Origin of the sequence: Nocardia sp. NPDC003269, from assembly GCF_042888005.1 — a bacterium.
Taxonomy (GTDB): domain Bacteria; phylum Actinomycetota; class Actinomycetes; order Mycobacteriales; family Mycobacteriaceae; genus Nocardia.
Genome location: NZ_JBIAPA010000002.1, coordinates 1,472,675 through 1,498,395 on the forward strand (window position 1 = coordinate 1,472,675; position 25,721 = coordinate 1,498,395).

A 25,721-nucleotide genomic window follows, 5' to 3' on the forward strand; every position below is an offset into this window, starting at 1 on the left:
GCCCATGAGTGCTACCACCGCCGCCCCCGTCGCCGTGAAGGTGCCTGCCGAGGTCGAGAAGTCCGTCGCCAAGTTCGTCGCCGAGCACGGCGGTTCGGGCACGGCCGTGCTGCAGTACATCGGCGAGCAGGGTGTGCGCATCACGCTGGTCGGTGCCGACGGCATTCTCGGCGACCGCGTGGTGGCCGACCTGGCGACCGCGAAGGCCCTGGTCGAGCGGGTCGACGGGCTGACCGAGGCCGACGAGTGGAACCGCGAGCTGGTCTCCGTCGTCACGCCGACCAAGGCGCACTGGAAGAAGATGGCTGGCTGGGTCGCCCACCAGACCAAGTTCCCGAAGGCGCGCAACTGGAAGCTCTTCGCCGGCGCCTGATCCCGGCCCGAACGCCCGACAGCCCGCGATCCTCGGATCGCGGGCTGTCGTCGTTGCGGAAGGTCAGTGCGCGGCGGCCGACGACACCGGCGCTGGCGCGCACACCTGCTCGCGGACCCGCAGCGAGGCCCACAGCGCGGCGGTGGCCGCCGTGCACGCGGCCGCGCCACCGACATGGATGGCGACCAGCGCGGCGGGGACATCGGTGAAGTACTGGACGATGCCGACGAGCGACTGTGACAGCACCAGCCCGAGCAGCACGTACAGGCGGACCCGGATCGCGGGGGTGATGCCGACGGCGAACAGGCCGAAGGCCAGGCCGATCAGCAGCGCCAGATAGCCCACCAGCAGCTGCGAGTGCAGGTGCACCAGCGTGACGATCTCGACCTCGAGCCGGGCCACCGGCCGGTCGATGCTCTTGTCGCCCGCGTGCGGGCCCGCGGCGGTGACCAGCGTGCCCGCGATCAGCACCCCGGCCAGCGCGACGCCGCTGAGCGCGGTGAGCCAGCGCAGGGGAGCGGGCACCTGGACGGTGTCGATGCCGTCGTCGGGCTGGCCGATCTTGGCGTACAGCACGACCGCCAGCCACACCATCACCATCGAGGCCAGCAGGTGCACGGCCACCGTCCACCACAGCAGGCCGGTCCGCACGGTGATCCCGCCGATGATCGCCTGCACGACGGTGCCGCCGGGCATCAGCCACGCGTAGACGAGGACCTCGCGCCGGCGCCGGGCCCGGACCACGGCGAGCACGATCAGCGCGGCGCACAGCGTCACCGCGAAGGTGAGCATCCGGTTGCCGAACTCGACGGTCTGATGCAGGACCGGCACCTCCGAGACACCCACCGGGGTGAAGCTGCCGGGGAAGCACTGCGGCCAGGTCGGGCAGCCCAGGCCCGACGCGGTGACGCGCACGACGGCGCCGGTCACCGAGATTCCGGCCTGGCTGAGGATCACCGCGAGCGCGATGAGCCGCTGCACCCGCAGCGAGGGGAGCGGCAGCCGGTCGACGAGGCCAACGAAGGCGCGATACAGCACGTCACGATGGTACTGGCCGCGAAATCCCGACCGATACCAGGGCTACTACAGTGCGTCGTTGATCACTCAGCTGAACCGGAACAGGCGGGTCGCGAGCCAGCCGCACAGCACGCCCCACACCGCGAGCACCGCGACCGCGAACCAGTCGACCGCGCCCGTCAGCGCCGATTCCAGGGCGAACGCCAGCGCGCCGGAGGGCACCAGCCGAACCAGCACGGTGAGCGCATCGGGCAGTGAGTCGCCGACGAGCACCAGGCTGGCGACGCCGAGCATGATGAACCAGAGGATATTGGCCAGCGCCAGCACGACCTCGGCCTTGAGCGTCCCGCCCAGCAGCAGGCCCATCGCCGCGAACGTCGCGGTACCGAGGGCGATCACCAGCGCGCCGAGCGCGAGGCCGCCGATCCCGGGCCGCCAGCCCAGGGCGGCGCCGATCGCGCCGAGCAGGATCGCCTGCAGCACGACCACGATCAGCACCGCCGCGCACTTGCCCGCGATCACGCCCCAGCGGGGCAGCGGGGTCGCGCCGAGCCGCTTGAGCGCGCCGTAGCGGCGGTCGAAGCCGACGGCGATGGCCTGGCCGGTGAACGCGGTCGACATCACCGCGGTCATCATGACCATCGGCACCACCTTGTCCACCCGGTGCTCGCCGAGCTCGCCGAACGGCAGCAGGGTCAGGCCGATCAGCAGGGTGATCGGGATGAACATGGTGAGCAGCAGCTGTTCGCCGTTGCGCAGCAGCAGCTTCAGTTCGAGGCCGGTCTGCGCGATCAGCATCGTCCGCCGGGTGGCGGGGCGCGGGTCGGGAGCGAAGGTGCCGGGCAGGAACCGGCTGGTGGTCTCGGTCATCCGCGCAGGTCCCGTCCGGTCAGTTCGAGGAAGACGTCCTCGAGGCGGCGCTGATCGATGCGGATGTCGGTGGCGAGCACGTCCATCCTGGCGCACCAGGCGGTGACGGTCGCCAGCACCTGCGGGTTGATCTCGCCCTCCACCAGGTAGGTGCCCGGCGTCGTCTCCCGTGGCGAGAAACCTTCCGGCAGTGCCGATTTCAGCAGCGCGATATCGAGCTTCGGCGGGGCGCAGAAGCGCAGCTGGCCCGCGGCGCCGTGCGCGGTGACCTCGGCGGGCGTGCCCTGCGCGACGATCTCGCCGTGGTCGATGATCACCAGCTGGTCGGCGAGCTGCTCGGCCTCGTCCATCATGTGCGTGGTCAGCACCACGCTCACGCCGTCGCGGCGCAGGGCGTCGATCAGCTCCCACACGATCAGGCGCGCCTGGGCGTCGAGCCCGGCGGTCGGCTCGTCGAGGAACACGATCTCCGGCCTGCCGACCAGCGCGCAGGCCAGCGCGAGCCGCTGCTGCTGGCCGCCGGACAGGCGGCGATACGGCGTCCTGCGGTTGTCCTGCAGGCCGAGGGTGGACAGCAGCCAGTCGGGATCGATCGGGTCGGCCGAATAGGCGGCGACCAGATCGAGCATCTCACCGGCCCGCGCGCCCGGATAGGCGCCGCCGCCCTGGAGCATCACGCCGATGCGGGGACGCAGCTGCTCGGAATCGGCGATCGGGTCGAGGCCGAGGACGCGGACCGTGCCCGCGTCGGGGCGCACGAAGCCCTCGCACATCTCCACCGTGGTGGTCTTGCCCGCGCCGTTGGGGCCGAGCAGCGCGAACACCTGGGCCTGCTCGACCTCGAACCGCAGGCCGTCGACCGCGGTGGTCTCGCCGTAGCGCTTGACCACGCCGTCGACGCCAACAGCGGGTCCGGAGCGACTTCTCACGATGTCACACGGTAAGCCGTGCCCTCCTGTGACGGAGCCGACACCCCCGGCTGAGCCCGCCAGGGCAGGGAGTGACGGGTGAGCGCGAAGAACAACGCGAAGCAGACCGCGGCGGCCAGTGCGGCGCCGATGATCTGGAAGACCTGGAACTCCGCCCCCCGTGGCATCACCAGCATCGAGACGACCGCGGAGAACGCGACGGCGGGCACGCGGAACACCGGCTGGGTGGCCCAGGCGGCCAGCGGCACGATCGCCCACAGCAGGTACCAGGGCTGGACCACCGGGAACAGCAGCACGATCGCACCGAGCGCGACGCCCAGGGCGCCGACCGGATGCAGCCGGCCGGTGCCGGTGGCGACCAGCATGCGCACGGTGATGTAGGCCGCGACCGCCGCCGCGATCGGCCGGGTGATCGACAGCAGCGCGGTCGTGTGGTCGCCGAGCCCGAGCAGGACACCGCCGAATCCGGTGATGATGCCGATGACGGTCGGCAACGACATCCAGCTGCGCACGGCGCTGGCGGTGTTGAGCGTGAAGATCCAGCCGAAGCCCAGACCGCTCACCGAGCTCACGAACAGCGTTGTCACCCCGGCGATCACGCCGAGCAGCAGCGCGGCCTTGACCACCGCCTTCAGGTCGCCGCCCCAGCGACGGGCCAGCGCCATTCCGACGAAGCCGAGCGCGATGATCGAGGTGAACTTGATCGACGACGACAGGGTGATCACCACCGCGCCACCGATCAGCAGCCCATAGGCGCGCGCGTCGAAGGGCGCGAGACCGGTGCCGTTCAGTCGATCGGGGGTGCCGCCGTTGCCGTAGATCGCCCGCAGCATCAGCTCCACGCCCGCGAGCATCAGGCCGAGCATCAGCGCGTCGTTGTGCACGCCGCCGACCAGGTGGAACAGCACCAGCGGGTTGGCCGCGCCGAGCCACAGCGCGCTCACCGGCGCGACACCGCAGCGCACCGACAGCCGCGGCAGCGCCCACACGATCAGCGCCACGCCCGCGAGCGCGAGCAACCGGTGCACCCACACCCCGGCGATGATGTTGTCCCCGGTCAGCTCCGCGATGCCGCGGCCGATCCAGAGGAACAGCGGGCCGTACGGCGCGGGGGTGTCGCGCCAGATGGTCGGCACGTTGTTGGTGAGGACATTGTCGATGCCGAGCCCGGCGACCGGACCCTCCAGATACGGGTCGATGCCGCGCGCGGCGATCTCGCTCTGCGCCAGATAGGAATAGACGTCGTTGCTGAACATCGGCGGTGCCACGCTGAGCGGGATGATCCACAGCAGCAGCGTGCGGTCCAGCTGCGACCGGGTCAGCCGGTGCACCGGCGACCCGGCCAGCCCGCCGACCGCGAACCGGCCGAGCAGCAGCCACGCGCCGATCACCAGCACGGTGCCGAACATGCACATCGCCAGCGAACCGGTGTGCGCCCTGGCGAAGATGCCGAGGACCCGCATGCCCGAGACGGGGTTCTGGTGGACCGGCTGCGCGCCGATGCCCAGCGCCGCGATCGCCATCAGGACCGCGCCGGTCGCGCCCATCAGCCGGATGCGGTCCAGCTGCGCGCGCTCGCGCCGGTCGAGGCCGGGGACCTCGTTCTCGTCGCGGTGCAGCACCGCGACGGTGTGATCAGGGGTCGGCACGTCGAGCCCGAGAGCTCGCCTCCCGAACGCCAGTGTCTTGCGCGCCGCGCCCTCCAGTACCGCCACGGAGAGCGAGCCTAGTGCGGCGCGCCGCGACCGGTGGTGCTCCGGTCGGTGCCGCGTCGTCGACCAGCGCCGATCACGGCGGCTAGCGCGGTTGCGGCGCCACGGCGGTGGGGGCCGACACCTGGGGCGGTGGGCCAGGGATGTCGGCGCGCACCATCAGCGTGGCCCCGACGATGACGGCCAGGCACGCCACCGCGACCGCGCCCAGCGACGCCCAGCCGATCCGGCGCGCGGCCTCGGGCGTGCGGGCCGACAGCCATTCCGGGACGAACAGGATGCCCAGCGCCGCGAGCGTGCCGGCGGCCAGCCCGCCGAGGTGACCCCACAGCGAGATGCCGGGCAGCGAGAAGCTGATCAGCACGTTGACGCCGATGACGACCAGCATCGGCGTCGGGCTCTGCCGCAGCCGGATCAGCGTCACGGTGACCGCGCCGAACAGGCCGTACACCGCGCCGGAGGCGCCCGCGGTGGCGACGACGGTATCGGACAGTGCCATCACCGCGGCGGAACCGCCGAGCAGCGAGATCAGGTACACGCACGCGAACCGCACCCGGCCGAGCACCCGCTCCAGATCCCGGCCGACGACGTAGAGCGCGAACATGTTGACCAGCAGATGGATCGCGCCGTAATGCAGGAAGCCCGAGCCGATCAGCCGCCACCACTCGCCGTCGGCGACCAGCAGCGGGACCAGCACGAACTCCCGGAACAGCGCCGAGCCGCGGTAGTTGTCCATCGCGCTGCCCGCCTGGGCGGCCGTGACGAGATAGACCAGGACGTTGACCGCGATCAACGCGTAGGTCACGTACGGAACGGCGGCCGCGCCCGCGGTCGCGCCGCCGACGGTGCGCACCTGGCGCACCTCGCTCTGACCCTGGCGCACGCAATCCACGCAGTGCTGGCCGACGGCGGCGGGCCGCAGGCACTCGGGGCAGGCCGGCCTGCCGCACCGGGTGCACGCGAGGCCGGTGGGGCGGTCGGGATGGCGGACACACGTCGGTGCGGGCGGGTTGGACACCTCGTCATCGTGCCACGGCCCGTGGGCCGGGGCGGGCCGACCGCGCGGCGACGTCCACCGGGGCCGCAACATCGGTGTTGCGTAATTCCGCGGGCCGGACAGCGGCCCCGGTCGTGTGCGATGGGTCACCCCGGCGGCGGCCGCCGACGCGGCCGCGGCGTCCGCACCTGGGGTTTTGCCGGGCGGTCGCGGTGTCCGACGATCTTCTTCGCAGGTCAGGGCACCCTTTGTCAGGGGACCCTTATTAGATTTAGGGAAGTAATTCCGCCACACTGGTGTTGTGAAAACCGTGGGTTTGCGGACAGACGTGGACGGGACCGGTCGTAAGACGACCGGCGCCCGGTCGTCCGCCGGTCCAGCGGCGACCGCGCACGAAGGGCACACCAGGGCGGCGATCGTCCAGTTGCTGCTCGAGGACGGCCCGATCACCGCGACCGCGATCGGCACCGCGCTCGGGCTCGCGCCCGCGGGCGTGCGCAGGCATCTGGACGCGCTCATCGACGCCGGCCAGGCGCGGGCGAGCCGGTCGGCGCCGTGGCAGCAGAAGGGCCGCGGCCGCCCGGCCAAGCAGTACCAGCTGACGGCGGCGGGGCGGGGCAATCTCGGCCACGCCTACGACGATCTGGCCGGCGCGGCGATCCGCCAGCTCGGCGAGATCGGCGGCGAGGCGGCCATCGCCGAGTTCGCGCGCAAGCGGGTTCGGGTCATCGTCGACGGCATCGAGCCGGTCGCCGAGCACACGGCGCCCGTCATCGAGGCCAAGGTCGAGGAGATCGCGGAAGCGTTCGCCGACGCCGGTTTCGCCGCCACCACCCGCCAGGTCGGCGCCGGTGTGCAGATCTGCCAGCACCACTGCCCGGTGGCCCACGTGGCCGAGGAGTTCCCGCAGTTGTGCGACGCCGAACTGGACGCTTTCCGGGACCTGCTGGGGACCCACGTTCAGCGACTTGCGACCATCGCCAACGGCGATTGCGCCTGCACCACCCACGTACCGCTGGTCGCGCTCCCGAAAACAGCTTCCACCCCATCCGCCGCACAGCCCGCGGCGGGACGAACGAACGACTCCGGAAGGAGTGCCGAATGACGACGACCACCGACCAGGTGCAACCGCTGACCCAGGACGAGACCATCGCCTCGCTGGGCAACTACGGTTACGGCTGGGCCGATTCGGATGTGGCCGGTGCCAGTGCGCAACGCGGCCTGTCGGAGGCTGTCGTTCGCGACATCTCGGCCAAGAAGAGCGAGCCGGAGTGGATGCTCGACATCCGCCTCAAGGCGCTGCGCATCTTCGATCGCAAGCCCATGCCGAACTGGGGTTCCAACCTCGACGGCATCGACTTCGACAACATCAAGTACTTCGTGCGTTCGTCGGAGAAGCAGGCCGAGAGCTGGGAAGACCTGCCCGAGGACATCAAGAACACCTACGACAAGCTGGGCATCCCCGAGGCGGAGAAGCAGCGGCTGGTCTCCGGTGTCGCCGCGCAGTACGAGTCCGAGGTCGTCTACCACTCCATCCGCGAGGACCTGGAGAAGCAGGGCGTCATCTTCCTCGACACCGACACCGCGCTCAAGGAGCACCCGGAGATCTTCCAGGAGTACTTCGGCTCGGTGATCCCCGCCGGTGACAACAAGTTCTCCGCGCTCAACACCGCCGTCTGGTCGGGTGGCTCGTTCATCTACGTGCCGCCGGGCGTGCACGTCGACATCCCGCTGCAGGCCTACTTCCGGATCAACACCGAGAACATGGGCCAGTTCGAGCGGACGCTGATCATCGTCGACGAGGACGCCTACGTCCACTACGTCGAGGGTTGCACCGCCCCGATCTACAAGTCCGACTCGCTGCACTCCGCGGTCGTCGAGATCATCGTGAAGAAGGGCGGCCGCTGCCGCTACACGACCATCCAGAACTGGTCCAACAACGTCTACAACCTGGTCACCAAGCGGGCCAAGGCCGAGGCGGGCGCCACCATGGAGTGGGTCGACGGCAACATCGGCTCCAAGGTCACCATGAAGTACCCGGCGGTCTGGATGACCGGCGAGCACGCCCACGGCGAGGTGCTCTCGGTCGCGTTCGCCGGTGTCGGCCAGCACCAGGACACCGGTGCCAAGATGCTGCACCTGGCCCCGCACACCTCCTCGACCATCGTGTCGAAGTCGGTGGCGCGCGGCGGTGGTCGCGCGTCGTACCGCGGCCTGGTCCAGATCAACAAGGGCGCCCACGGTTCCAAGTCGACCGTGAAGTGTGACGCGCTGCTGGTCGACACGATCAGCCGGTCCGACACCTACCCCTACGTCGACATCCGCGAGGACGACGTGACCATGGGCCACGAGGCGACCGTCTCCAAGGTCTCCGAGGACCAGCTGTTCTACCTGATGAGCCGCGGTCTGACCGAGGACGAGGCGATGGCGATGGTGGTGCGCGGCTTCGTCGAGCCCATCGCCAAGGAACTGCCGATGGAATACGCGTTGGAACTGAACCGGCTCATCGAGCTGCAGATGGAAGGGGCCGTTGGCTGATGTCGTCGCTCGAGACGCCGACCCAGAATCCGGGCGCGGGCGCCGCGGTCAACAAGGGCGAGGTCTTCACCTCGTTCGACGTGGACCAGTTCGAGGTGCCGTCGGGCCGTGACGAGGCGTGGCGGTTCACCCCGCTGCGCCGGCTGCGCGGCCTGCACGACGGCACTGCGGTGCGCGACGGACAGGCCACGGTCGAGGTCACCCCGGTCGCCGGGGTCACGGTCGAGACCGTCGACCGCACCGACGCCCGCCTCGGCCAGGCAGGTACCCCCGCCGACCGCGTCGCCGCCCAGGCCTACTCGGGCTTCGAGTCGGCGACCGTGGTGTCGATCGGCGCGGAAACCGAAGTGGCCGAGCCGGTCACCGTGACCGTCACCGGTCCGGGCGAGGGCAAGACCGCCTACGGTCACCTGCAGATCCGCCTGGACAACTTCGCCGTCGCCACCGTGGTCCTGGACCAGCGGGGCAGCGGAACCTACGCCGAGAACGTCGAATTCGTGCTCGGTGACAGCGCCAAGCTGACCGTCGTCGCCGTCCAGGAATGGAACGAAGACGCCGTGCACGCCACCGCGCATCACCTGAAGCTGGGTCGCGACGCCACCGTGCGCCACTTCGCGGCCACCCTCGGCGGCGACCTGGTCCGGCTCACCGGCACCGTGCGCTACGCCGGTCCCGGTGGCGAGGCCGAGCTGTTCGGCCTGTACTTCGCCGACGCGGGTGAGCACTTCGAGCAGCGGCTGCTGGTCGATCACTCCGAGCCCAACTGCAAGTCCAACGTGCTGTACAAGGGTGCGCTGCAGGGTGATCCGGCCTCGGCCAAGGGCGATGCCCGCACCGTGTGGGTCGGCGACGTGCTGATCCGCGCGGCCGCCGAGGGCACCGACACCTACGAGGCCAACCGCAACCTGGTGCTCACCGACGGCGCGCGCGCCGACTCGGTGCCGAACCTGGAGATCGAGACCGGCGAGATCGCCGGTGCCGGACACGCCAGTGCCACCGGCCGTTTCGACGACGAGCAGCTGTTCTACCTGCGCGCTCGCGGCATTCCGGAGGACGTCGCCCGCCGCCTGGTGGTGCGCGGCTTCTTCCACGAGATCATCCAGAAGATCGCGGTCCCCGAGGTCCGGGAGCGGCTGGAGGCGGCCATCGAGGCCGAGCTCGCCACTGTCGGTATCTGACCCACTCTTACCTCCCACGAAGGAATTCGAATTCGATGACCACCTTGGAAATCAAGGACCTGCACGCCGAGATCACCACCCCCGAGGGTGAGTCCAAGAAGATCCTCAACGGGGTGAACCTGACCGTGCGCTCGGGCGAGACGCACGCCATCATGGGCCCCAACGGCTCGGGCAAGTCGACGCTGTCCTACGTGATCGCGGGTCACCCGAAGTACACCGTCACCCAGGGCACCATCACCCTCGACGGTGAGGACGTGCTGGAGATGTCGGTCGACGAGCGCGCTCGCGCCGGCCTGTTCCTGGCCATGCAGTACCCGGTCGAGGTCCCCGGTGTCTCGATGTCGAACTTCCTGCGCACCGCCGCCACCGCCGTGCGTGGCGAGGCCCCCAAGCTGCGTACCTGGGTCAAGGAGGTGAAGGAGTCGATGAAGGAGCTCGAGATCGACGCCGCCTTCGCCGACCGCAGCGTCAACGAGGGCTTCTCCGGTGGCGAGAAGAAGCGCCACGAGGTCCTGCAGCTGGGCCTGCTCAAGCCGAAGATCGCGATCCTCGACGAGACCGACTCCGGCCTCGACGTCGACGCGCTGCGCATCGTCTCCGAGGGCGTCAACCGCTACAAGGAGCGCGAGAACGGCGGCGTGCTGCTGATCACGCACTACACCCGCATCCTGCGCTACATCCAGCCCGACTTCGTGCACGTGTTCGTCAACGGCAAGATCGTCGCCGAGGGTGGCTCCGAGCTGGCCGAGGAACTCGACGCGAACGGCTACGTGCGCTTCACCTCCGCGACCGCTGGAGCCTGAGATGACCGCGACGGTGCCGGCCCTCGACGTGGCCCGGATCCGGGCCGACTTCCCGATCCTGAACCGCACGGTCCGGGACGGGAAACCGTTGGTGTACTTGGATTCCGGGGCGACCTCGCAGCGTCCGCTGCAGGTGCTGGACGCCGAGCGCGACTTCCTGCTCACCCGTAACTCGGCCGTGCACCGCGGCGCGCACCAGCTGGCGGAGGAGGCGACCGACTCCTACGAGGACGCCCGCGTCGCCATCGCCCGTTTCGTCGGCGCCGACGCCGGGGAGATCGTGTTCACCAAGAACGCGACCGAGTCGCTGAACCTGGTGGCCAACGCTTTCGGCGACGACCGGTTCCCCCACCGGGTGGGTCCCGGCGACGAGATCGTGATCACCGAACTCGAGCACCACGCGAATCTCGTGCCGTGGCAGGAACTCGCGCGTCGCACCGGTGCCACGCTCAAGTGGTACGGCATCACCGACGACGGCCGGATCGACCTGGATTCGCTCGAACTGTCGCCCGCGACCAAGGTGCTCGCGTTCACCCACCAGTCCAATGTGACCGGCGCGGTCGCCCCGGTGGCCGAATTGGTGCGCCGGGCCAAGGAAGTCGGCGCGCTCGTCGTGCTCGATGCCTGCCAGTCGGTGCCGCACATGGCGGTGAACTTCCGTGAGCTCGGCGTGGACTTCGCCGCGTTCTCCGGCCACAAGATGCTGGGCCCGATGGGCGTGGGCGGACTGTACGGCCGGCGGTCGCTGCTCGAGGAGACCCCGCCGTACATCACCGGTGGGTCGATGATCGAGACCGTCACCATGGAGCAGACCACCTACGCGCCGCCGCCGCAGCGCTTCGAGGCGGGCACGCCGATGACCTCGCAGGTCGTCGGGCTGGCCGCCGCGGTCCGCTACCTGGAAGACCTCGGCATGGACGCGATCGCGGCCCACGAGCACGCGCTCACCGGCGCCGCGCTCGACGGCCTGCGCGGGATCGAGGGCGTGCGGATCATCGGGCCGACCGAGAACGTGGACCGCGGTGGCGCGGTGGCGTTCGTGGTCGACGGCATCCACGCCCACGACGTGGGCCAGATCCTCGACGACCAGGGTGTCGCCATCCGGGTCGGGCACCACTGCGCCTGGCCGCTGCACCGCAAGTTCGGTGTCGCGGCGACGGCGCGCGCGTCGTTCGCCGTGTACAACACCCTCGACGAGGTGGACGCGCTGGTGCAGGCCGTGCGGAAGGCTCAAAGCTTCTTCGGAGTTGCATAAGTCATGCGCATGGAGCAGATGTACCAGGAAGTGATCCTGGACCACTACAAGCACCCGCACCACCGCGGGCTGCGGGAGCCGTTCGGTGCCGAAGTGCACCACGTGAACCCGACCTGCGGTGACGAGGTGACCCTGCGCGTGCACATCGACGACGCGGGCGAGGTCGCCGACGTGTCCTACGACGGGCAGGGCTGCTCGATCAGCCAGGCCGCCACCTCGATCCTCACCGATCAGGTGATCGGGCTGCCGGTGCAGCAGGCGCTGAAGGTGGTCGAGTCCTACAGCGAGATGATCTCCAGTCGCGGCACCGTCGAGGGCGACGAGGACGTGATCGGCGACGGCATCGCCCTGGCCGGCGTCGCCAAGTACCCGGCGCGGGTGAAGTGCGCACTGCTGGGGTGGATGGCGTTCAAGGACGCCGTCGTGCGGATCGCCTCGGCCGAAGAAGTCAAGCCTGCCATGGGAAATGGGGAAGCGTGATGAGTGAGACACCGGCTGTCGAAGCCACCGAGGCCGCCGCTCCCGAGGTGGAGCTGACGCCCGAACAGGTCGAGCACCTCGAGAATCTCGAGGAGGCCATGCGCGACGTCGTCGACCCCGAGCTGGGCATCAATGTCGTCGACCTCGGCCTGGTCTACGGCATGTCCGTCGACGACGACAACATCGCCACCCTCGATATGACGCTGACCTCGGCGGCCTGTCCGCTGACCGACGTCATCGAGGACCAGTCCCGCAACGCCCTGGTGCGCAGCGGCCTGGTCGAGGACCTGAAGATCAACTGGGTCTGGATGCCCCCGTGGGGCCCGGACAAGATCACCGAGGACGGTCGCGAACAGCTGCGCGCCCTCGGCTTCACGGTCTAGAAATTGCGCGACAAGGCCCGGATTCCTTGGGAATCCGGGCCTTTCCGGTTCCCGCGGCCCCGCCGGATTCGCCGCCGGGCACCGATATCCGGTTGCGGGTGCGGCCGCGACGAGGATTATGGAGGAATGGCCGAGTCGAGCAGGAGCAGTGCCGCCGAACGCGGCAGGCACGCGCTCGTCGGCGGTCTCGCCGCGGTCGTTCTCGCGCCGGTGGCGGCCGCGACGACGGCCGCCGTCTATCGATTTCCGGTGCCGCTCGTCGGCTATACCAGCGGAATAGGCGGCGCCCCGACGGCGGCGGTCGGCAGCATCTTCTACCTGGTGCTCGGCGGCGCGGTGGTGCTCGCGGTGGCCGGTGCGCTGGGTGGTCTGCTCATGACGTGGGGGAATCCGGCACCGACCGGGCGCAATTATCTGATCGCCGGCGCGGCCGGATTGTTCGTCGCGTTTCTGGGCGCCGTCGGGCTGGCGCTGCTGGAATTCCTCGTCGGGCCGTGGTGATGTGTTCCTTTGTCGCGCTGTGATTTTCCTCCCTGCTATTGGATGTACGCCGTTGTTCGGCAATAATCCGGAGGTTCCGGACTTCCGGGACAGATTCCAGAGGAGAATTGTTCGATGAGTTTCTTGGGTAAGGCCGGTCTCGCCGTCGCGGCGCTCGGCCTTGCGGCCGGTTCGGTCCTCGGCGCCGGTGCGGCGAACGCGGAGAGCCTGCACGCCGCCATCTCGTTCAGCGACGCGGACTGGGCCTTCGCCTACAGCGTGAACAAGCCGACGGCCGAGGCCGCCGCCGACGAGGCGCTCGCCCTCTGCGACGCCGCCGACTGCCACATCTGGGCCGCCTGGGCCAACGGGTGCGGTGTCATCGTCGAGGGCGACGGGGGCGCGATCGGCATCGGCACGGGTGCCACCAGCCGTGAGGCGGAGACCGAGGCCTACGCCAGCCTGGGCGAGCTGGAGCCGAAGGCGCTGCTCGCGAACACGGGTTCGGCAGCGCTCAGCGGGGCCCACGTGGTCGAGACGATCTGCACGGCCAACGCCCGCTGATCACCGCACGCCGAAGGGCCCGGATCCACACGGATCCGGGCCCTTCGGGGTCTGTGGGCCTAGGCGGGCTCCGGCTGGGTGAGCGAGGCGATCCAGGCGCCGATCATGTCGGCGGTGTGGTCGATGACGACCTCGCGATCGAGGCCGTCGTTCTCCATCTCGACCGAGCGCAGCGCCGTGGCGAAGCCGGCGTTGAGGACGACGAAGGCCATGGTGTCGATGTCGAGGTTCTCGGTCGGGCCGAGCATCTGGATCAGGTACAGCTTCATGATCATCCGCAGCCGCGGCTCGAATTCCGGGATGCCGCTGCCGTAGAAGTGCAGATCGGCGACGAGGGCGCGCACCAGCGGCCCGTTGGCGATCAGGATCTCGACCGCGATCCGGATCACCTCGGCGACGGCGTCGCGCGGGGTCTTGTCGGCGGAGCCCGTGAGCAGGCGGCTGTAGCGGTCCTCGACCTGCAGGAACAGGCTGTCGGTGAGTTCCTTGACGATCTCGTCGCGGTCGGTGAAGTACCGGTACAGGGTGCCGATGCTCATGCCCGCCTCGGCGGCGATCCGATTGGTCGAGGTGTTGCCGATTCCGCGGCTGCCGAAAAGATGAGCGGACACCGCGAGAATGCGGGCGCGCGTCTCCTTCGCCCGGTCCTGCTTGGGGCGTTTGCGCTGCTTGTCGGCGTGCGGTGGCATTCGGAGACCTCGGTCGAAAGAGGAGTAGAAGATGAGCAGTTGCTCATCCTAGAGTCATGATCATGGAGAAACCGGAGTGTAGGCCATCACCGGGGCCGCGCACTACGGCAGCTGAACCACCGCCGGCCGCGCCGACGCGGTGTGGAAGGAGTCGACGATGATGACGATCCCCGTGGATGGAGCCCCGATGTGGCAGCCGCTGCGCGATGTCCGGACGCTGACGGGCACGCTGGTGAGCCACTTCGTCGACACCGTGGCCACCTGCCGGACGCTACCCGGCGACGCGATCTCCGGTGACGTCACCGCGGTCACCCGCCTGTGCCTGGAGATCGTCGGCGGGATGCTCGACGGCCGCGACGAGACCGAGCGGCTGAACCGGCTCTCGGTCGCCGCGGCGGGCTGGGCGCGCGAGGGCGTGCCGATCGACGCCATCCTCCACGCCTTCCACGAGGGTGTGCGGATCAGCTTCGACGCCGTCTTCGACGCGGTCGCCGACGACGACCGGGCGAGCCTGCTCGACGGCTTCCGCCGGGCGGTGGCGATCTCGGATCAGCTGTGCACCACCGTGACCCGCGCCTACATCCGCGAGCACCGCGACGTCGCGGGCGAGCATCACACGGCCGTGCACACGCTCACCTCGGCGCTGCTGGCCGGGCAGCCGACGGTCACCATGGCGCGCGAGTGCGGAATCGCCGTCGCCGAGGCGTATTCGGTGCTGGCGCTGTCGATCCGGCGTCGTTCCGAGGCCGCCGATCCGCGGGTGAACCGGGCGGTGGTGGCCCGGCGCGCGCTGCGCCGGGTGCAGGCCGCGCTCGCGCACCACGGCGGCGACCAGGTGCTGTCGCTGCTGTCGGTGGACGGTGGGACCCTGCTCATCCCGGCCGAGCTGATGGACTCCAGCGCCCTGGACGCCCTGATCGCGGCGCTGTCGCGCGCGGCCGATGTCGACGTGACCGGCGCGCTGGTCCCGGCGGCCACCGCGGAGATCCCCTCGGCCGCCGAGCGCGCGCACGAGCTGCTGGACATGGTCGAACGGCTCGACTGCGAGCCCGGCCTGTACCGCTTCGGCGATCTGGCCCTGGAGTACCAGCTCACCCGTCCCGGCCCCGGCCGCGCCCGCCTCGGCGAGCTGCTCGCGCCGCTGGACAGCCACCCCGAGCTCTTCGAGACCTTGCGGGTGCACATCGCCAACAATATGAACCGCAGGCGCACGGCCCGCCTGCTGCACATCCACACCAACACCGTCGACTACCGCCTGCGCCGCATCGCGCAGCTCACCGGTCTGGATCCGGCCCAGGGCTCGGGGCTGTGGCAGCTGCGCTCGGCCATGATCGCCCGCAGCTTCCACTCCGGGCCGACGGTGGAAGCCCGCCTGGCCTGATCCGAAACCGTTGGCGCGGTGTCCCCTCTCCGGTATATGGTTCAGTGGACCAAAACCCGGGAGGGGATATGACCGTCGAGACCATCGAGCAGCTGTGTCACGCGATCGAGCAGGGCGCGGCACCGAAATACCTGGCGTTCTGGGGCCATACCCCGCGCGCCGACGGCACCGTAGGCGCGAGCTGCCTGAGCCAGTGGTGGCCCGCGGAATTCGTCGTCGACGGCACCGCGTTCCGCAGCGCGGAGCACTACATGATGTGGCGCAAGGCGCTGCTGTTCGACGACGAGCGCACGGCGGCTCGCGTGCTCGACGCGAACCATCCGAGCGTGGCCAAGAAGCTGGGCAGGCAGATCCGCGCCTTCGACGACACCGTCTGGGAGCGTGCGCGATTCGAGATCGTCGTCGCGGGCAGCGTGGCCAAGTTCGGCCAGGACGACGCCCTGCGCGCCTACCTGCTCGGCACCGGCGCGCGCGTTCTCGTCGAAGCCAGCCCGGTGGACCGGATCTGGGGGATCGGCCTGGCCGCCGACGACGCGCGCACCACCGACCCGGCGCGCTGGCGCGGGCTGAACCTGCTCGGTTTCGCCCTGATGCGCGCTCGCGAGGTGCTCGCCGCGGCGGGCTAGCCGCCGGCGATCCCCGGTTGTCGGTGGGGGTTGTTAGTCTGTGGCGGACGGACGGACCGGGAGGATTCGGGCGTCACGGTAGGCGAATTCGGTTGGCGTCGTGCTCATGCCGGCGCGCGGCGGAATTCGCGGAACCCGGCCGGGCGGGCAATTCGGGAAAGCTATTTCTCGATGACCCGTGTGGCGGTTCATGATTGGTTCGGCTTCGACCGCGAAGCCGATTTTTCGATGGGGAGATTCACTGATGTCTGTTGTGGGCAAATATGCCCTGGGTGTGGCCGCCATGTCCGCGGTGGCCGCGTTCACCGTCGTGAACGCCGGCTCGGCCGCCGCGGCCGAGAGCGGCGTGGCGATCGCCGAGGCGCCCGGCTACACCGCCGTCTCGCGCGACGGTGGCTTCCAGGCCGCCGCCGGTGATCTCTACGGCGCGCTGGCGTTGTCGTCGAAGGAGGCCGTGGTCGCCTCGGCGGTCAACTACGGCAGCTGGGCGGCCGCGAGCCAGGCCGCGCTGGCCGAGTGCGGCGTCTGGGACTGCCAGATCGTCGTCGAGTTCCGCAATGCCTGCGGTGCCGTCGCGCAGGGCGCCGACTACCGCTTCGGCTGGTCCTGGGACCACTCCCTGGCCGCGGCCGAGCGCTCGGCGGTCGACGTGCTGGGAATCAGCGCGCCGCCGTTCCCCGACCCGGGTTCGGCCTCGCCGCGCGCGGCGAGCGTCATCCTGTCCGCCTGCACGGCGAACGTCTGACGAATCCAGACAACGGGGTGCGGACCGAATCGGTCCGCACCCCGTTCTCTTTCCCCACCGGTATTCTCAGCGCCGCAATACCTTCCGGGCCAGCCAATTGCCGAAGAACTGCACACCCTGCACGCCGGCGATGATGATCAGCGTCGCCACGATCGTGACTTCCCAATCGAATTGCTGATAGCCGTAGACCAGCGCGAAATCGCCGAGTCCGCCGCCGCCGACCGTGCCCGCCATGGCGGAGATGTCCACGATCGAGATGACCACGAAGGTATAGCCGAGGATCAGCGGCCCGAGCGCTTCCGGAATCAGCAGCGTGAGAATGATCCGCAGCGGACCGGCGCCGACCGCGCGCGCCGCCTCGATCACGCCCGGATCGACCGTCACCAGATTCTGTTCCACGATCCGGGCGATGCCGAACGACGCCGCGACGATCATCACGAACAGCGCGGCCTCGGTTCCGATCGTGGTGCCGACGACCTCGAGGGTGACCGGACCCAGCGCCGCCAGCAGGATGATGAACGGAATCGGGCGCACCACGTTCACCAGCACATTGAGCACCAGATAGACCGGCGCGTTCGCCAGCAGCCCGCCCCGGCGGGTGGTGTAGAGCGCGGTGCCCAGCGCCAGCCCGATCACCCCGGCCACGACGAAGGTCACGCCGACCAGATAGACGGTGGTCCCGATCGCCTCGAACAGCGTGGGCCGCAGCTTCTCCCAGTTGGTCTCCATCAGCTCGCCTTCCGCTCCAGGTCGGCGACCACGCGGTCGAGCGCGTCGTCGGGGCCGTGCAGCGCCAGCGTGATGCTGCCGAACGTCTTGTCCTGCAACGTGCTCACCCCGCCGTAGACGATCTCGAAGCGCACGTCGGCGGCGGTCGCGGCGGCCAGCGCGGCGCCGATCCCGCTGTCGTCGTCGACGTCGACGGTGACCAGCCTGCCGCCGTGCAGCTCCCGCAGGCGCGCGAGTTCGGCCGCGTCGGGCCGGTTGTGCAGCACGGTGGCCACGAACGACCGGGTCGGCGCGGCCCGCGGCGCCGCGAAGACGTCGAAGGTGGGCGACAATTCGACGATCCGGCCCTCGGCCAGCACCGCCACCCGGTCGGCGACCGCGCGGATCACGTCCATCTCGTGGGTGATCACCACGATGGTCACCCCGAGCTCGGCGTTGATCTTCTTCAGCAGCCGCAGCACCTCGGCGGTGGTCTCCGGGTCCAGCGCCGAGGTCGCCTCGTCGGCGAGCAGCAGCGACGGCGAGGTCGCCAGCGCCCTGGCGATGCCGACGCGCTGCTTCTGCCCGCCGGAGAGCTGATCGGGGTAGGCGCGCGCCTTCTCGGTGAGACCGACGAAGTCGAGCAGCTCGGCGACGCGCGCCTTGCGTTCGGCGCGCTTCCAGCCCGCCACCTTGAGCGGATATTCGATATTGCCCGCGGCCGTGCGCGAGCGGAACAGATTGAACTGCTGGAACACCATGCCGATATCGCGGCGCAGGGTGCGCACCGCCGACTCCGGCACCCCGGTGATCGGGGCGCCGGAGATGGTGATCGTGCCCGAGGTGGGCTTCTCCAGGGCATTGATCAGCCGGACCAGGGTCGACTTGCCCGCCCCGGAGTAGCCGATCACCCCGAAGATCTCGCCCGCCTCGATCCGCAGATCGATGTCGTCGAGCGCGACGTGCCGCTCGGCGCCGCTGCCGAAGACCTTGCTGACCGAACGGAATTCGACCGCGGCGTCGGGTGCGCTCACTTGTTCGCGCGGATGCCCTGCTGCACCCGGTCGAGGATCTGCTCGAGCTCGGGGCCCGGACGGGTCACGGCGACCGCGGTGTTCTTGGTGACCTCCGCGTGCGCGGCGGCCACGGCCGGGTCCTTCCAGATCTCGACCAGCTTCAGGTAGGTCGGGTCGGTCTTGTCCTCGGCCCGCGTCACGATCACGTTGATGTACGGCTCGGCGGCCGGGTTCTTCGGATCGTCCTTGTAGAGCGCCGAATGCGGATCGATCCCGGCGCGGTCCAGGAAGGTGTTGTTGATCACCGAGCCGTCGACCGAGGCCAGCGACAGCGCCGTCTGCGCGGCGTCGACCGGGGTCACCGTCACCTTGGAGGCGCCCTTGTCGATGTCGGCGGGAGTCGGCTGCGCGGAGGTGCCGGTCAGCTTCAGCAGCCCGGCGGCCTGCAGCACGAACAGCGCGCGGGCCTGGTTGGTCGGATCGTTGGGGATCGCGATCTGACCGCCGGCCGGGATGTCGGCCAGCGCCTTGTGCTTCTTGGAGTACAGGCCCAGCGGCACGATGTAGGTCGCGCCGATCGGGGTCAGCGTGTCCGAGCTCGCCACGTTGTACTGCCCGAGGAACTGCAGGTGCTGGAACAGGTTGACGTCGATCTGCTTCTGCGACAACGCGGCATTGGGCTGCTTGTAGTCGGAGAAGCTGGTGACCTTCAGGGTGATGCCCTGCTCCTTGGCCTTCTGCTCGAAGACGTCCCAGGCCTTGTCCCTGTCGGTGGTGCCGATGCGCACCACGGTGCCGGAGTCCGCGTCGTCCGAACCGCACGCCGTGAGGGTGAGGGCCGCGGTTGCTACCAGGACCGGGATCGCCAGTACCCGCCGGAATTTCACTTGATGCTCCCGAATTGCTCGCTGAGGATGAACCCGGTCATCCAAGCCGCCGTTCGTACGCCGAAACAACGGTTTGCGTTGCCTCGAGCGAAACCCTCGGCAACTCCTGGACGTGCGACTACTTTGCGGACGATGCGAGTTCTGCGCCGTCCGCGGCCGGGATCCTCGGGACCGACGACCCGGCCGATCCGCAGGCGACGCTGCGTGAGCTGGAGGCGAGGTTCCGCGATGAGGGATCGCCGCATACGAGAATCGGAGTTTCGTATGCTGCGAGCATGAGGACGTCGAAATCAGCGGGCGGACGCCCCCGCGAGAGCCGGGTCGATACCGCGATCGCGGCGGCGGTGACCGGGGTACTGGCGGAGTCCGGGTACGCGGCGCTCACCGTCGACGCGGTGGCGGCGCGGGCCGGGGTGAGCAAGGCGACGATCTACCGCCGCTTCGCCACCAAGCAGGAGATGACGTTCGCGGTCGTGTTGCACGACCTGGACGAGGCCCCGCCCACCGACACCGGCACCCTCGAGGGCGACCTGGGCGCGCTGATCGAGCGGATCGGCGAGCAACTCCGTCGCTCCGGCTCCGACGTGATGACGGGGCTGCTCGCCGATATCCGAGCCGATGCCACGCTGACGGAACGTTTCACCACCACCTACCTGGCGGTGGAACGCTCCGTCATCGGTGAGCTGCTCGACCGCGCCATCGCCCGCGGCGACCTGACCCGGCGCCCCGATCCGGCGATCACCCAGGCGCTACTGCTCGGTCCGCTGTTCGCGTGGATCGTCGTGCTCGACGAGGATCCCGCGCGCGCACCGGAACTCGCGCGCATCGTCGCCCGGATGGTCAGCGACGCGCTCGCGGCGGGCGTGGTGCCCGCCGATCCGTCCTAGCGGCGGCGCTCCGCTCAGCGGCGTGGGTGCTCCACCGACAACCGGCCGCGCCGGATGAGATCGTGGCGGGTGGTGGCCGACATCGGCGGCAGCGGCTGCTCGCCGCCCGCCTCGTCGGGGTTCGGGCGCACGAGCAGGGTGACGGTCGCGGCGGGCACGAAGCCGGTGCTGGTCATCAGCGCGGCCGAGGCGCTGTTGCGGTCCTCGACATCGGTGACGATGTGGCGGGCGCCGCGCGCGAACAGCGCTTCCGAGCACACGTTCACCAGCCGCCGGGCGATGCCGTGCCCCTGCATGTCGGGGGCGACCGCGATCCATTCCAGATAGGCCCAGTCGTCGCGGTGCTCGAATTCCATCGAGCCGAGCACGAAGCCGACGACCCGATCGGAGTCCAGGGCGACCCAGCAGGCGTTGTCGGGGCTGTCCAGATGCTCGGCGACCGCCGTGAGCGACCACGAGGTGTAGGGCTTGGTGGTCGTGTCGAACACCTGGTGGCCGAGGTCGAGGACTTGCCGCAGATGTCCCAGCCCCATCGGCACGACAGCGATCGAGGAGTCCATGCGGGCCAGTCTGCCCTATGCGCCCTTGCGCGCCGCGGTCTTGCTGTCCGTGGATTTCTTCGCCGCGGCTTTGCGTGGGGCGGCTTTCTTGGCCGGCGCTTTCTTCGCCGCCTTCTTCGCGGGTGCGGGTGCCGCGTCGGCGTCGCGGCGACCGCTGGCCTCGAGGCTGCGCTGGAGCGCCGCGACCAGATCGACGACCTCGGCATCGGGTTGTTCGGCGGGTTCGGCCGAGGCGGCGGTCTCGACCTTGCCGGATCCGCTGGCGATCGCCTCGTCGAGCAGTTTCTGCAATTCGATCTGGTATTCGTCGGTGTATTCGGTGGGATCGAAATCGCCCGACATCGACTCGACCAGGGTTTCGGCCATCTTCAATTCCTGCGGGCGCGGCGCGGGGGCGTCGTCGAGGGCGGGGAAGTCGACGGCGCGCACCTCGTCGGGCCACAGCAGGGTTTGCAGCACGAGCACGCCGTCGCGCACCCGCAGCGCCGCCAGCCTGGTCTTCTGCCGCAGCGTGAAGTGCACCAGCGCGGTCTTGTCGATGCGTTCGAGCGTGGCGGCCAGCAACTGATAGGCCTTGGGCGTGGCCGAATCCGGTTCGAGGTAGTAACTCTTGTCGAACAGCACCGGATCGATCTGCTCGGAGGGCACGAATTCCAGCACCGGGATCTCGTGTTTCTCCGCCGCCGGGAGTTTCGCGAAATCGGCGTCGGTGAGCACGACCTGGTCGCCGTCGGCGGAGACGTAGGCCTTGTCGATGTCGGAATACTGGACGGAATTGCCGCACACCTGGCAGACACGGTCGTATTTGATCCGGCCGCCGTCCTTGGCGTGGACCTGATGGAACCGAATATCGTGGTCCTCGGTCGCGGTGTAGACCTTGACCGGGACATTGACCAGCCCGAATGCGATCGAGCCCTTCCAGATCGATCTCATTTCCCCATGATGGCCGATAGATCGCGCGGGGGCGAGCCGACGCCGCCGAACCGGTGCCCGGCCGTGACGCGGCGGTGCTTGAAATCGTGGCGTCTGATCCAATCGACGGGTGCACGCCGAGGTGATCATCTGCGGACTCGGCCCGGCGGGCCGGGCGGTGGCCCATCGCGCCCTGGCCCACGGCCTGTCGGTGACGGTGATCGACCCGCACCCCGAGCGCGGCTGGACGCCGACCTACGCGGCCTGGGCCGACGAACTCCCGGACTGGCTGGACCCGGCCGTCGTCGCCGCGACCGTCGACCGGCCGACGGCCTGGGCGGTGGGGGAGCACCGGCTCGAGCGTGCGTACCAGGTGTTCGACACCGCGGCGTTGCAGCGCTCGCTGACCCTCGACGGCGCGCGGGTGATCGCCGACCGGGTCGTCGACCTGGACGCGCGCACCGTGCGCACGGCCGCCGGACGGACACTGACCGGCCGGGTGCTCGACGCGCGCGGCCTGGCCCGATCGCCGCGCCGGGCCGAACAGACCGCCTACGGGATGATCCTGCGCCGCGACACCCTCGCCCCCGATCAGCCGACGCTGTTCATGGACTGGCGCCGCGACAACGGCACCGGCCCTGACGATCCGCCGTCGTTCCTCTACGCGGTCCCGCTCGGCCCGGACACGATCCTGGTCGAGGAGACCTGCCTCGCGGGCAGACCCGCGCTCGATCCCGCGGTCCTGCGGGAGCGGCTGGAACGTCGGCTGTGCGCCCGCGGCATCCCGTTCGCCGGGACGGAACCGGTCGAGCGGGTGCGTTTTCCGGTGCAGGGCGGTACGCCCGGCCGGGGCCGGATCGGGGCGGCGGGCGGGATGACCCACCCCGCCACCGGCTACAGCGTGGCGGCCGCGCTGCGCGCCGCCGACACCGTCGCGATGGGCGGCACGCCCTGGACGGCACAGGCGCGGGCCGTCGCCGTCCTGCGCCGGGCCGGGCTGCGCGCGCTGCTCGCGCTCCCGCCCCGCGACCTGCCGATCTTCTTCGAGGCGTTCTTCGCGCTCCCCGCCCCGATGCAGCGCGCGTACCTGTCCGGGAACGCCGATCTGCGCGGTACCGCGGCGGCGATGCGGGGGCTGTTCGCCGCGCTCCCACCGCGTCTGCGCCGCACGCTCGCGACCTCGGTGGCCGGAGTCGGCGGACGAGCAACCGCCTAGCGTCCGCGGGGTCGGCCCGAGGCCCGGCGGCGCCGCCACGAAGTTGCTACCATCGCCGAGCGAACGCGCCGACCCGCCAACAGATTCGGGCCGACGAGGCGGACCGGCCGGGAGTTCCCCCAGCCCCGCGCGTCGACGTGCGTGCCGCCCAGTTGCGTGACTAGTTAGGGGAATATCGGTGTTCGAATTCACCAAGCGGCGCAGCCGCTGGGTGCTCGGCGTGTTCGCGGTGCTCGCGGTGGTGCTCGGCGCACTCGGCGCCACGCTGTTCGAGCGGGTGGAGGGCGGCGGATACACCGACCCGGACAGCGAATCCAGCCGGGCGCTGACGGTACTGCGCGACGAGTTCGGGCAGTCACCGCCGAATCTGCTGCTGCTCGTGGAGACCGAGTCCTCGGTGGAGGACCCCGAATCCACCGCGGCCGCCACGGCCCTGGTGGCCAACCTGCAGGAACGGCCCGGCGTCACCGACGTGGCCTCCTACTGGACCACCCACCAGCCGGCGCTGCGCAGCGTCGACGGCAAGCAGGGCCTCATCGTGGCCAGCGTGCTCGGCACCGAACGCGAGATCGACGACCGCGTCGCCGCGATCGCCGACGAACTCAGCGGCACCCACGGGACGCTGCAGGTCAGGGCGGGCGGCTTCGCCATGCTCATGCACGAGACCGTCGAACAGGGCAAGGCCGACATCGCCAAGGGTGAGGCGATCGCCTTCCCGCTCACGCTGATCGCGCTGCTGTTCGTCTTCGGCGGGCTGGTCGCCGCGAGCCTGCCGCTGCTGGTCGCGTTCCTCACCGTGGTGACGACCATGGGCGCGCTGTGGGTGCTCACCCTGTTCACCCCGCTCTCGGTCAGCGCGACCAATGTGGCCACGCTGCTCGGTCTCGGTCTCGCCATCGACTACAGCCTGCTGATCGTCAACCGCTATCGCGACGAACTGTCCGAGGGCCGCACGCCGGCCGGTGCGGTGGCGACCACCCTGCGCACCGCGGGCCGCACCGTCGCGTTCTCGGCGCTGACCGTCGCCGTCGCGCTCGCGGGCCTGCTGTTCTTCCCGCTGCTCGCCATCCGGTCGATGGGGTACGCGGGCATCGTCGTCGCGGCGCTGGCCGCGACGGTCTCGCTGACCGTGCTGCCCGCCACCCTGCTGCTGCTCGGCACCCGCATCGACAAGGGCCAGATGGGCTGGTGGTTCCTGCGGGCGCCGCGCCCGGCCCCCGGCGAGGGCGCCTGGCACAAGCTGGCCACCGCGGTGATGCGCAGGCCGATCCCGATCGGCCTGGCCGTGACCGCGCTGCTGTTGATTCTGGGCGCGCCGTTCCTCGGCGTGCAGCTCGGCTTCCCCGACGAGCGGAGCCTGCCCGCGTCGATGCCGTCGCGCCAGGTCACCGAGATCGTGCAGGCCGACTTCGGCGAGAGCGATCAGAGCCCCCTCGTCGCCGTACTGCCCGAGAGCGCGTACAGCGCGGCAGGCGTGGACGCCATCGCCCGGCAGATGTCGGATCTGGCGCACGTGCGCCGGGTCGACACCGCGACCGGCAGCTACGCCCAGGGCGGTCTGCTCGCCGGTCCCACCGCGGCCAACGCCCGGTTCCGGGCGGATCGGGCCGTCTACCTGTCGATCGTGCCCGCCACCACCGAGAGCGCGGCGCTGGCGGACCTGGTCGGGCAGGTGCGGGCCATCGAGACTCCGAGCGAGCTGCTGGTCGGCGGCGTGCCCGCCGCGAATGTCGACTCCATCGGTGCCATCGAGGACGCGCTGCCCTGGGCGCTCGGCTTCGTGGTGATCGTGATGCTGATCGTGCTGTTCGCGCTCACCGGCAGCGTGGTGCTGCCGGTGCTCGCGGTGGTGCTGAGCGCGCTGAGTCTCACCGCGACCTTCGGCGCGCTGGTGTGGATCTTCCAGGACGGGCACCTGTCCGGGCTGCTCGGTTTCACCGTCACCGGCGATCTGGCCGCGACGGTGCCGGTGATGCTGTTCGCCGCGGCGTTCGGCCTGGCGATGGACTACCAGGTGTTCCTGCTCTCGCGCATCCGCGAGGAGTACGACCGGACCGGCAAGAACGACACCGCCGTCGCGCTCGGCCTGGAACGGGTCGGCCGCATCGTCTCCGCCGCCGCGGTCCTGATCTCGGTGGTGTTCCTCGGCTTCCTGGCCTCCGACATCACCTTCATGAAGGCCTTCGGCATCGGTCTGCCGCTGGCGGTCATCGTCGACGCCACCCTGGTGCGCGGGTTCCTGCTGCCCGCCGCGATGAAGGTGCTCGGCGACGCCAACTGGTACGCGCCGGAATTCCTGCGCCGCCTGCACGATCGGTGGGGCCTGGACGAGGGCGGCGCAGGCCGGTCGCTGAGTCACGATGTCCCCGTGCGTGATCCGCTGGGCGTCACCACCGGCAGGCCGGTGGCCGAGGCCGAACCACTGGTCAACGATCCGCTCGCGCGCGCCGAAGCGGCCCGCGCCGAGGAGGGCCTCGCCGCCGCCGGACGGGAGTCCACGGACTGACCCCCGCGT

The 25,721-nt window shown here is 70.1% G+C and carries 27 protein-coding genes; 16 read left to right on the forward strand and 11 right to left on the reverse strand.

Annotation, left to right across the window (positions count from 1 at the left end; translation table 11 throughout):
* Positions 1–4: 4 nt before the first annotated feature.
* Positions 5–373: a hypothetical protein gene (locus ACFYWJ_RS17200; RefSeq protein WP_355281280.1), complete on the forward strand. Its 369-nt coding sequence runs from the start codon at positions 5–7 to the stop codon at positions 371–373.
* 63 nt (positions 374–436) lie between these two features.
* On the opposite strand, the gene ACFYWJ_RS17205 is transcribed toward ACFYWJ_RS17200, so the two are convergent.
* The 5 genes from ACFYWJ_RS17205 to ACFYWJ_RS17225 all read right to left on the reverse strand — a co-directional run bounded on the left by ACFYWJ_RS17205 (position 437) and on the right by ACFYWJ_RS17225 (position 5,784).
* Complete coding sequence (locus ACFYWJ_RS17205) at positions 437–1,411, reverse strand: heme A synthase (protein WP_355281278.1); 975 nt, start codon at positions 1,409–1,411, stop codon at positions 437–439.
* A gap of 66 nt (positions 1,412–1,477) precedes the next feature.
* Entirely contained in the window at positions 1,478–2,260 is a 783-nt protein-coding gene (locus tag ACFYWJ_RS17210) for an ABC transporter permease (protein WP_355281276.1), read from the reverse strand.
* Positions 2,257–3,189, reverse strand: coding sequence for an ABC transporter ATP-binding protein (locus tag ACFYWJ_RS17215; RefSeq protein WP_355281274.1), 933 nt, complete (start codon positions 3,187–3,189; stop codon positions 2,257–2,259). The genes ACFYWJ_RS17210 and ACFYWJ_RS17215 overlap by 4 nt, the downstream gene beginning before the upstream one ends.
* Positions 3,186–4,904 carry a polyprenol phosphomannose-dependent alpha 1,6 mannosyltransferase MptB gene (gene mptB, locus ACFYWJ_RS17220; protein WP_355281273.1) on the reverse strand — a complete coding sequence of 573 codons (1,719 nt, stop codon included), beginning with the start codon at positions 4,902–4,904 and terminating at the stop codon, positions 3,186–3,188. Before mptB ends, ACFYWJ_RS17215 begins: the two co-directional genes overlap by 4 nt.
* Before the next feature lie 82 nt (positions 4,905–4,986).
* Positions 4,987–5,784, reverse strand: coding sequence for a rhomboid family intramembrane serine protease (locus ACFYWJ_RS17225; RefSeq protein ID WP_387162790.1), 798 nt, complete (start codon positions 5,782–5,784; stop codon positions 4,987–4,989).
* Positions 5,785–6,208: 424 nt separating this feature from the next.
* Between ACFYWJ_RS17225 and ACFYWJ_RS17230 the strand changes: the two genes are divergently transcribed.
* From ACFYWJ_RS17230 to ACFYWJ_RS17270, 9 genes are all read left to right on the forward strand, one after another.
* The gene (locus ACFYWJ_RS17230) at positions 6,209–7,003 is read left to right on the forward strand and encodes a helix-turn-helix transcriptional regulator (RefSeq protein WP_387162531.1); all 795 of its coding nucleotides are present in this window, start codon (positions 6,209–6,211) and stop codon (positions 7,001–7,003) included.
* Positions 7,000–8,436: a Fe-S cluster assembly protein SufB gene (gene sufB, locus ACFYWJ_RS17235; protein WP_218718234.1), complete on the forward strand. Its 1,437-nt coding sequence runs from the start codon at positions 7,000–7,002 to the stop codon at positions 8,434–8,436. The genes ACFYWJ_RS17230 and sufB overlap by 4 nt, the downstream gene beginning before the upstream one ends.
* The gene (sufD, locus tag ACFYWJ_RS17240) at positions 8,436–9,614 is read left to right on the forward strand and encodes a Fe-S cluster assembly protein SufD (protein WP_355281270.1); all 1,179 of its coding nucleotides are present in this window, start codon (positions 8,436–8,438) and stop codon (positions 9,612–9,614) included. The genes sufB and sufD overlap by 1 nt, the downstream gene beginning before the upstream one ends.
* A 35-nt stretch (positions 9,615–9,649) precedes the next feature.
* Positions 9,650–10,417 (forward strand): Fe-S cluster assembly ATPase SufC, encoded by a 768-nt coding sequence (gene sufC / locus ACFYWJ_RS17245; RefSeq protein WP_355281269.1) that lies wholly within the window; start codon positions 9,650–9,652, stop codon positions 10,415–10,417.
* A gap of 1 nt (position 10,418) precedes the next feature.
* Positions 10,419–11,672 carry a cysteine desulfurase gene (locus tag ACFYWJ_RS17250; protein ID WP_355281267.1) on the forward strand — a complete coding sequence of 418 codons (1,254 nt, stop codon included), beginning with the start codon at positions 10,419–10,421 and terminating at the stop codon, positions 11,670–11,672.
* Positions 11,673–11,675: 3 nt separating this feature from the next.
* The gene (gene sufU / locus ACFYWJ_RS17255) at positions 11,676–12,152 is read left to right on the forward strand and encodes a Fe-S cluster assembly sulfur transfer protein SufU (protein ID WP_355281265.1); all 477 of its coding nucleotides are present in this window, start codon (positions 11,676–11,678) and stop codon (positions 12,150–12,152) included.
* Complete coding sequence (locus ACFYWJ_RS17260) at positions 12,152–12,535, forward strand: metal-sulfur cluster assembly factor (RefSeq protein ID WP_355281263.1); 384 nt, start codon at positions 12,152–12,154, stop codon at positions 12,533–12,535. Before sufU ends, ACFYWJ_RS17260 begins: the two co-directional genes overlap by 1 nt.
* A gap of 126 nt (positions 12,536–12,661) precedes the next feature.
* On the forward strand, positions 12,662–13,036 hold the full coding sequence (locus tag ACFYWJ_RS17265; protein ID WP_355281261.1) for a hypothetical protein: 375 nt from the start codon (positions 12,662–12,664) through the stop codon (positions 13,034–13,036).
* A 114-nt stretch (positions 13,037–13,150) separates the two neighbouring features.
* Complete coding sequence (locus ACFYWJ_RS17270; protein ID WP_355281260.1) at positions 13,151–13,579, forward strand: DUF4189 domain-containing protein; 429 nt, start codon at positions 13,151–13,153, stop codon at positions 13,577–13,579.
* 59 nt (positions 13,580–13,638) lie between these two features.
* Here ACFYWJ_RS17270 and ACFYWJ_RS17275 read toward each other — a convergent pair whose 3' ends face one another.
* Entirely contained in the window at positions 13,639–14,268 is a 630-nt protein-coding gene (locus ACFYWJ_RS17275; RefSeq protein WP_355281258.1) for a TetR/AcrR family transcriptional regulator, read from the reverse strand.
* 157 nt (positions 14,269–14,425) lie between these two features.
* Between ACFYWJ_RS17275 and ACFYWJ_RS17280 the strand changes: the two genes are divergently transcribed.
* From ACFYWJ_RS17280 to ACFYWJ_RS17290, 3 genes are all read left to right on the forward strand, one after another.
* On the forward strand, positions 14,426–15,649 hold the full coding sequence (locus ACFYWJ_RS17280; protein ID WP_355281256.1) for a helix-turn-helix domain-containing protein: 1,224 nt from the start codon (positions 14,426–14,428) through the stop codon (positions 15,647–15,649).
* A gap of 68 nt (positions 15,650–15,717) precedes the next feature.
* Positions 15,718–16,275: an NADAR family protein gene (locus ACFYWJ_RS17285; protein ID WP_355281255.1), complete on the forward strand. Its 558-nt coding sequence runs from the start codon at positions 15,718–15,720 to the stop codon at positions 16,273–16,275.
* Positions 16,276–16,519: 244 nt separating this feature from the next.
* Positions 16,520–17,020 carry a DUF4189 domain-containing protein gene (locus ACFYWJ_RS17290; protein ID WP_357345193.1) on the forward strand — a complete coding sequence of 167 codons (501 nt, stop codon included), beginning with the start codon at positions 16,520–16,522 and terminating at the stop codon, positions 17,018–17,020.
* A gap of 66 nt (positions 17,021–17,086) precedes the next feature.
* Here ACFYWJ_RS17290 and ACFYWJ_RS17295 read toward each other — a convergent pair whose 3' ends face one another.
* Genes ACFYWJ_RS17295 through ACFYWJ_RS17305 form a run of 3 tightly spaced genes read right to left on the reverse strand, consistent with a single transcriptional unit; the run spans position 17,087 to position 19,631 of the window.
* Positions 17,087–17,749, reverse strand: coding sequence for a methionine ABC transporter permease (locus ACFYWJ_RS17295; protein ID WP_355275993.1), 663 nt, complete (start codon positions 17,747–17,749; stop codon positions 17,087–17,089).
* The gene (locus tag ACFYWJ_RS17300) at positions 17,749–18,762 is read right to left on the reverse strand and encodes a methionine ABC transporter ATP-binding protein (RefSeq protein WP_355275991.1); all 1,014 of its coding nucleotides are present in this window, start codon (positions 18,760–18,762) and stop codon (positions 17,749–17,751) included. Before ACFYWJ_RS17300 ends, ACFYWJ_RS17295 begins: the two co-directional genes overlap by 1 nt.
* Positions 18,759–19,631, reverse strand: coding sequence for a MetQ/NlpA family ABC transporter substrate-binding protein (locus ACFYWJ_RS17305; protein WP_387162519.1), 873 nt, complete (start codon positions 19,629–19,631; stop codon positions 18,759–18,761). Before ACFYWJ_RS17305 ends, ACFYWJ_RS17300 begins: the two co-directional genes overlap by 4 nt.
* 275 nt (positions 19,632–19,906) lie before the next feature.
* On the opposite strand from ACFYWJ_RS17305, the gene ACFYWJ_RS17310 reads away from it, so the two are divergent.
* Entirely contained in the window at positions 19,907–20,518 is a 612-nt protein-coding gene (locus ACFYWJ_RS17310) for a TetR/AcrR family transcriptional regulator (protein WP_355275989.1), read from the forward strand.
* A 14-nt stretch (positions 20,519–20,532) separates the two neighbouring features.
* Here the strand turns inward: ACFYWJ_RS17310 and ACFYWJ_RS17315 are convergent, their stop codons facing one another.
* On the reverse strand, positions 20,533–21,078 hold the full coding sequence (locus ACFYWJ_RS17315; RefSeq protein WP_218718217.1) for a GNAT family N-acetyltransferase: 546 nt from the start codon (positions 21,076–21,078) through the stop codon (positions 20,533–20,535).
* Between the two features lie 15 nt (positions 21,079–21,093).
* A complete protein-coding gene (locus ACFYWJ_RS17320; RefSeq protein WP_355275987.1) occupies positions 21,094–22,011 on the reverse strand; it encodes a Ku protein in 918 nt (305 codons plus the stop codon).
* Between the two features lie 109 nt (positions 22,012–22,120).
* Here ACFYWJ_RS17320 and ACFYWJ_RS17325 point away from each other — a divergent pair, with 109 nt between their 5' ends.
* Positions 22,121–23,206: a lycopene cyclase family protein gene (locus tag ACFYWJ_RS17325; protein WP_355275985.1), complete on the forward strand. Its 1,086-nt coding sequence runs from the start codon at positions 22,121–22,123 to the stop codon at positions 23,204–23,206.
* A gap of 178 nt (positions 23,207–23,384) precedes the next feature.
* Entirely contained in the window at positions 23,385–25,712 is a 2,328-nt protein-coding gene (locus tag ACFYWJ_RS17330) for an MMPL family transporter (RefSeq protein ID WP_355275983.1), read from the forward strand.
* The last annotated feature ends 9 nt before the right edge of the window (positions 25,713–25,721 follow it).

Bases quoted from the DNA above. Each gene is read 5' to 3' on its own strand.
- ACFYWJ_RS17200 (WP_355281280.1), top strand. From the start codon at position 5: ATGAGTGCTACCACCGCCGCCCCCGTCGCCGTGAAGGTGCCTGCCGAG.
- ACFYWJ_RS17210 (WP_355281276.1), bottom strand. From the start codon at position 2,260: ATGACCGAGACCACCAGCCGGTTCCTGCCCGGCACCTTCGCTCCCGAC.
- sufB (WP_218718234.1), top strand. From the start codon at position 7,000: ATGACGACGACCACCGACCAGGTGCAACCGCTGACCCAGGACGAGACC.
- sufD (WP_355281270.1), top strand. From the start codon at position 8,436: ATGTCGTCGCTCGAGACGCCGACCCAGAATCCGGGCGCGGGCGCCGCG.
- sufC (WP_355281269.1), top strand. From the start codon at position 9,650: ATGACCACCTTGGAAATCAAGGACCTGCACGCCGAGATCACCACCCCC.
- ACFYWJ_RS17250 (WP_355281267.1), top strand. From the start codon at position 10,419: ATGACCGCGACGGTGCCGGCCCTCGACGTGGCCCGGATCCGGGCCGAC.
- sufU (WP_355281265.1), top strand. From the start codon at position 11,676: ATGCGCATGGAGCAGATGTACCAGGAAGTGATCCTGGACCACTACAAG.
- ACFYWJ_RS17260 (WP_355281263.1), top strand. From the start codon at position 12,152: ATGAGTGAGACACCGGCTGTCGAAGCCACCGAGGCCGCCGCTCCCGAG.
- ACFYWJ_RS17265 (WP_355281261.1), top strand. From the start codon at position 12,662: ATGGCCGAGTCGAGCAGGAGCAGTGCCGCCGAACGCGGCAGGCACGCG.
- ACFYWJ_RS17270 (WP_355281260.1), top strand. From the start codon at position 13,151: ATGAGTTTCTTGGGTAAGGCCGGTCTCGCCGTCGCGGCGCTCGGCCTT.
- ACFYWJ_RS17275 (WP_355281258.1), bottom strand. From the start codon at position 14,268: ATGCCACCGCACGCCGACAAGCAGCGCAAACGCCCCAAGCAGGACCGG.
- ACFYWJ_RS17280 (WP_355281256.1), top strand. From the start codon at position 14,426: ATGATGACGATCCCCGTGGATGGAGCCCCGATGTGGCAGCCGCTGCGC.
- ACFYWJ_RS17285 (WP_355281255.1), top strand. From the start codon at position 15,718: ATGACCGTCGAGACCATCGAGCAGCTGTGTCACGCGATCGAGCAGGGC.
- ACFYWJ_RS17290 (WP_357345193.1), top strand. From the start codon at position 16,520: ATGTCTGTTGTGGGCAAATATGCCCTGGGTGTGGCCGCCATGTCCGCG.
- ACFYWJ_RS17295 (WP_355275993.1), bottom strand. From the start codon at position 17,749: ATGGAGACCAACTGGGAGAAGCTGCGGCCCACGCTGTTCGAGGCGATC.
- ACFYWJ_RS17310 (WP_355275989.1), top strand. From the start codon at position 19,907: ATGAGGACGTCGAAATCAGCGGGCGGACGCCCCCGCGAGAGCCGGGTC.
- ACFYWJ_RS17315 (WP_218718217.1), bottom strand. From the start codon at position 21,078: ATGGACTCCTCGATCGCTGTCGTGCCGATGGGGCTGGGACATCTGCGG.
- ACFYWJ_RS17320 (WP_355275987.1), bottom strand. From the start codon at position 22,011: ATGAGATCGATCTGGAAGGGCTCGATCGCATTCGGGCTGGTCAATGTC.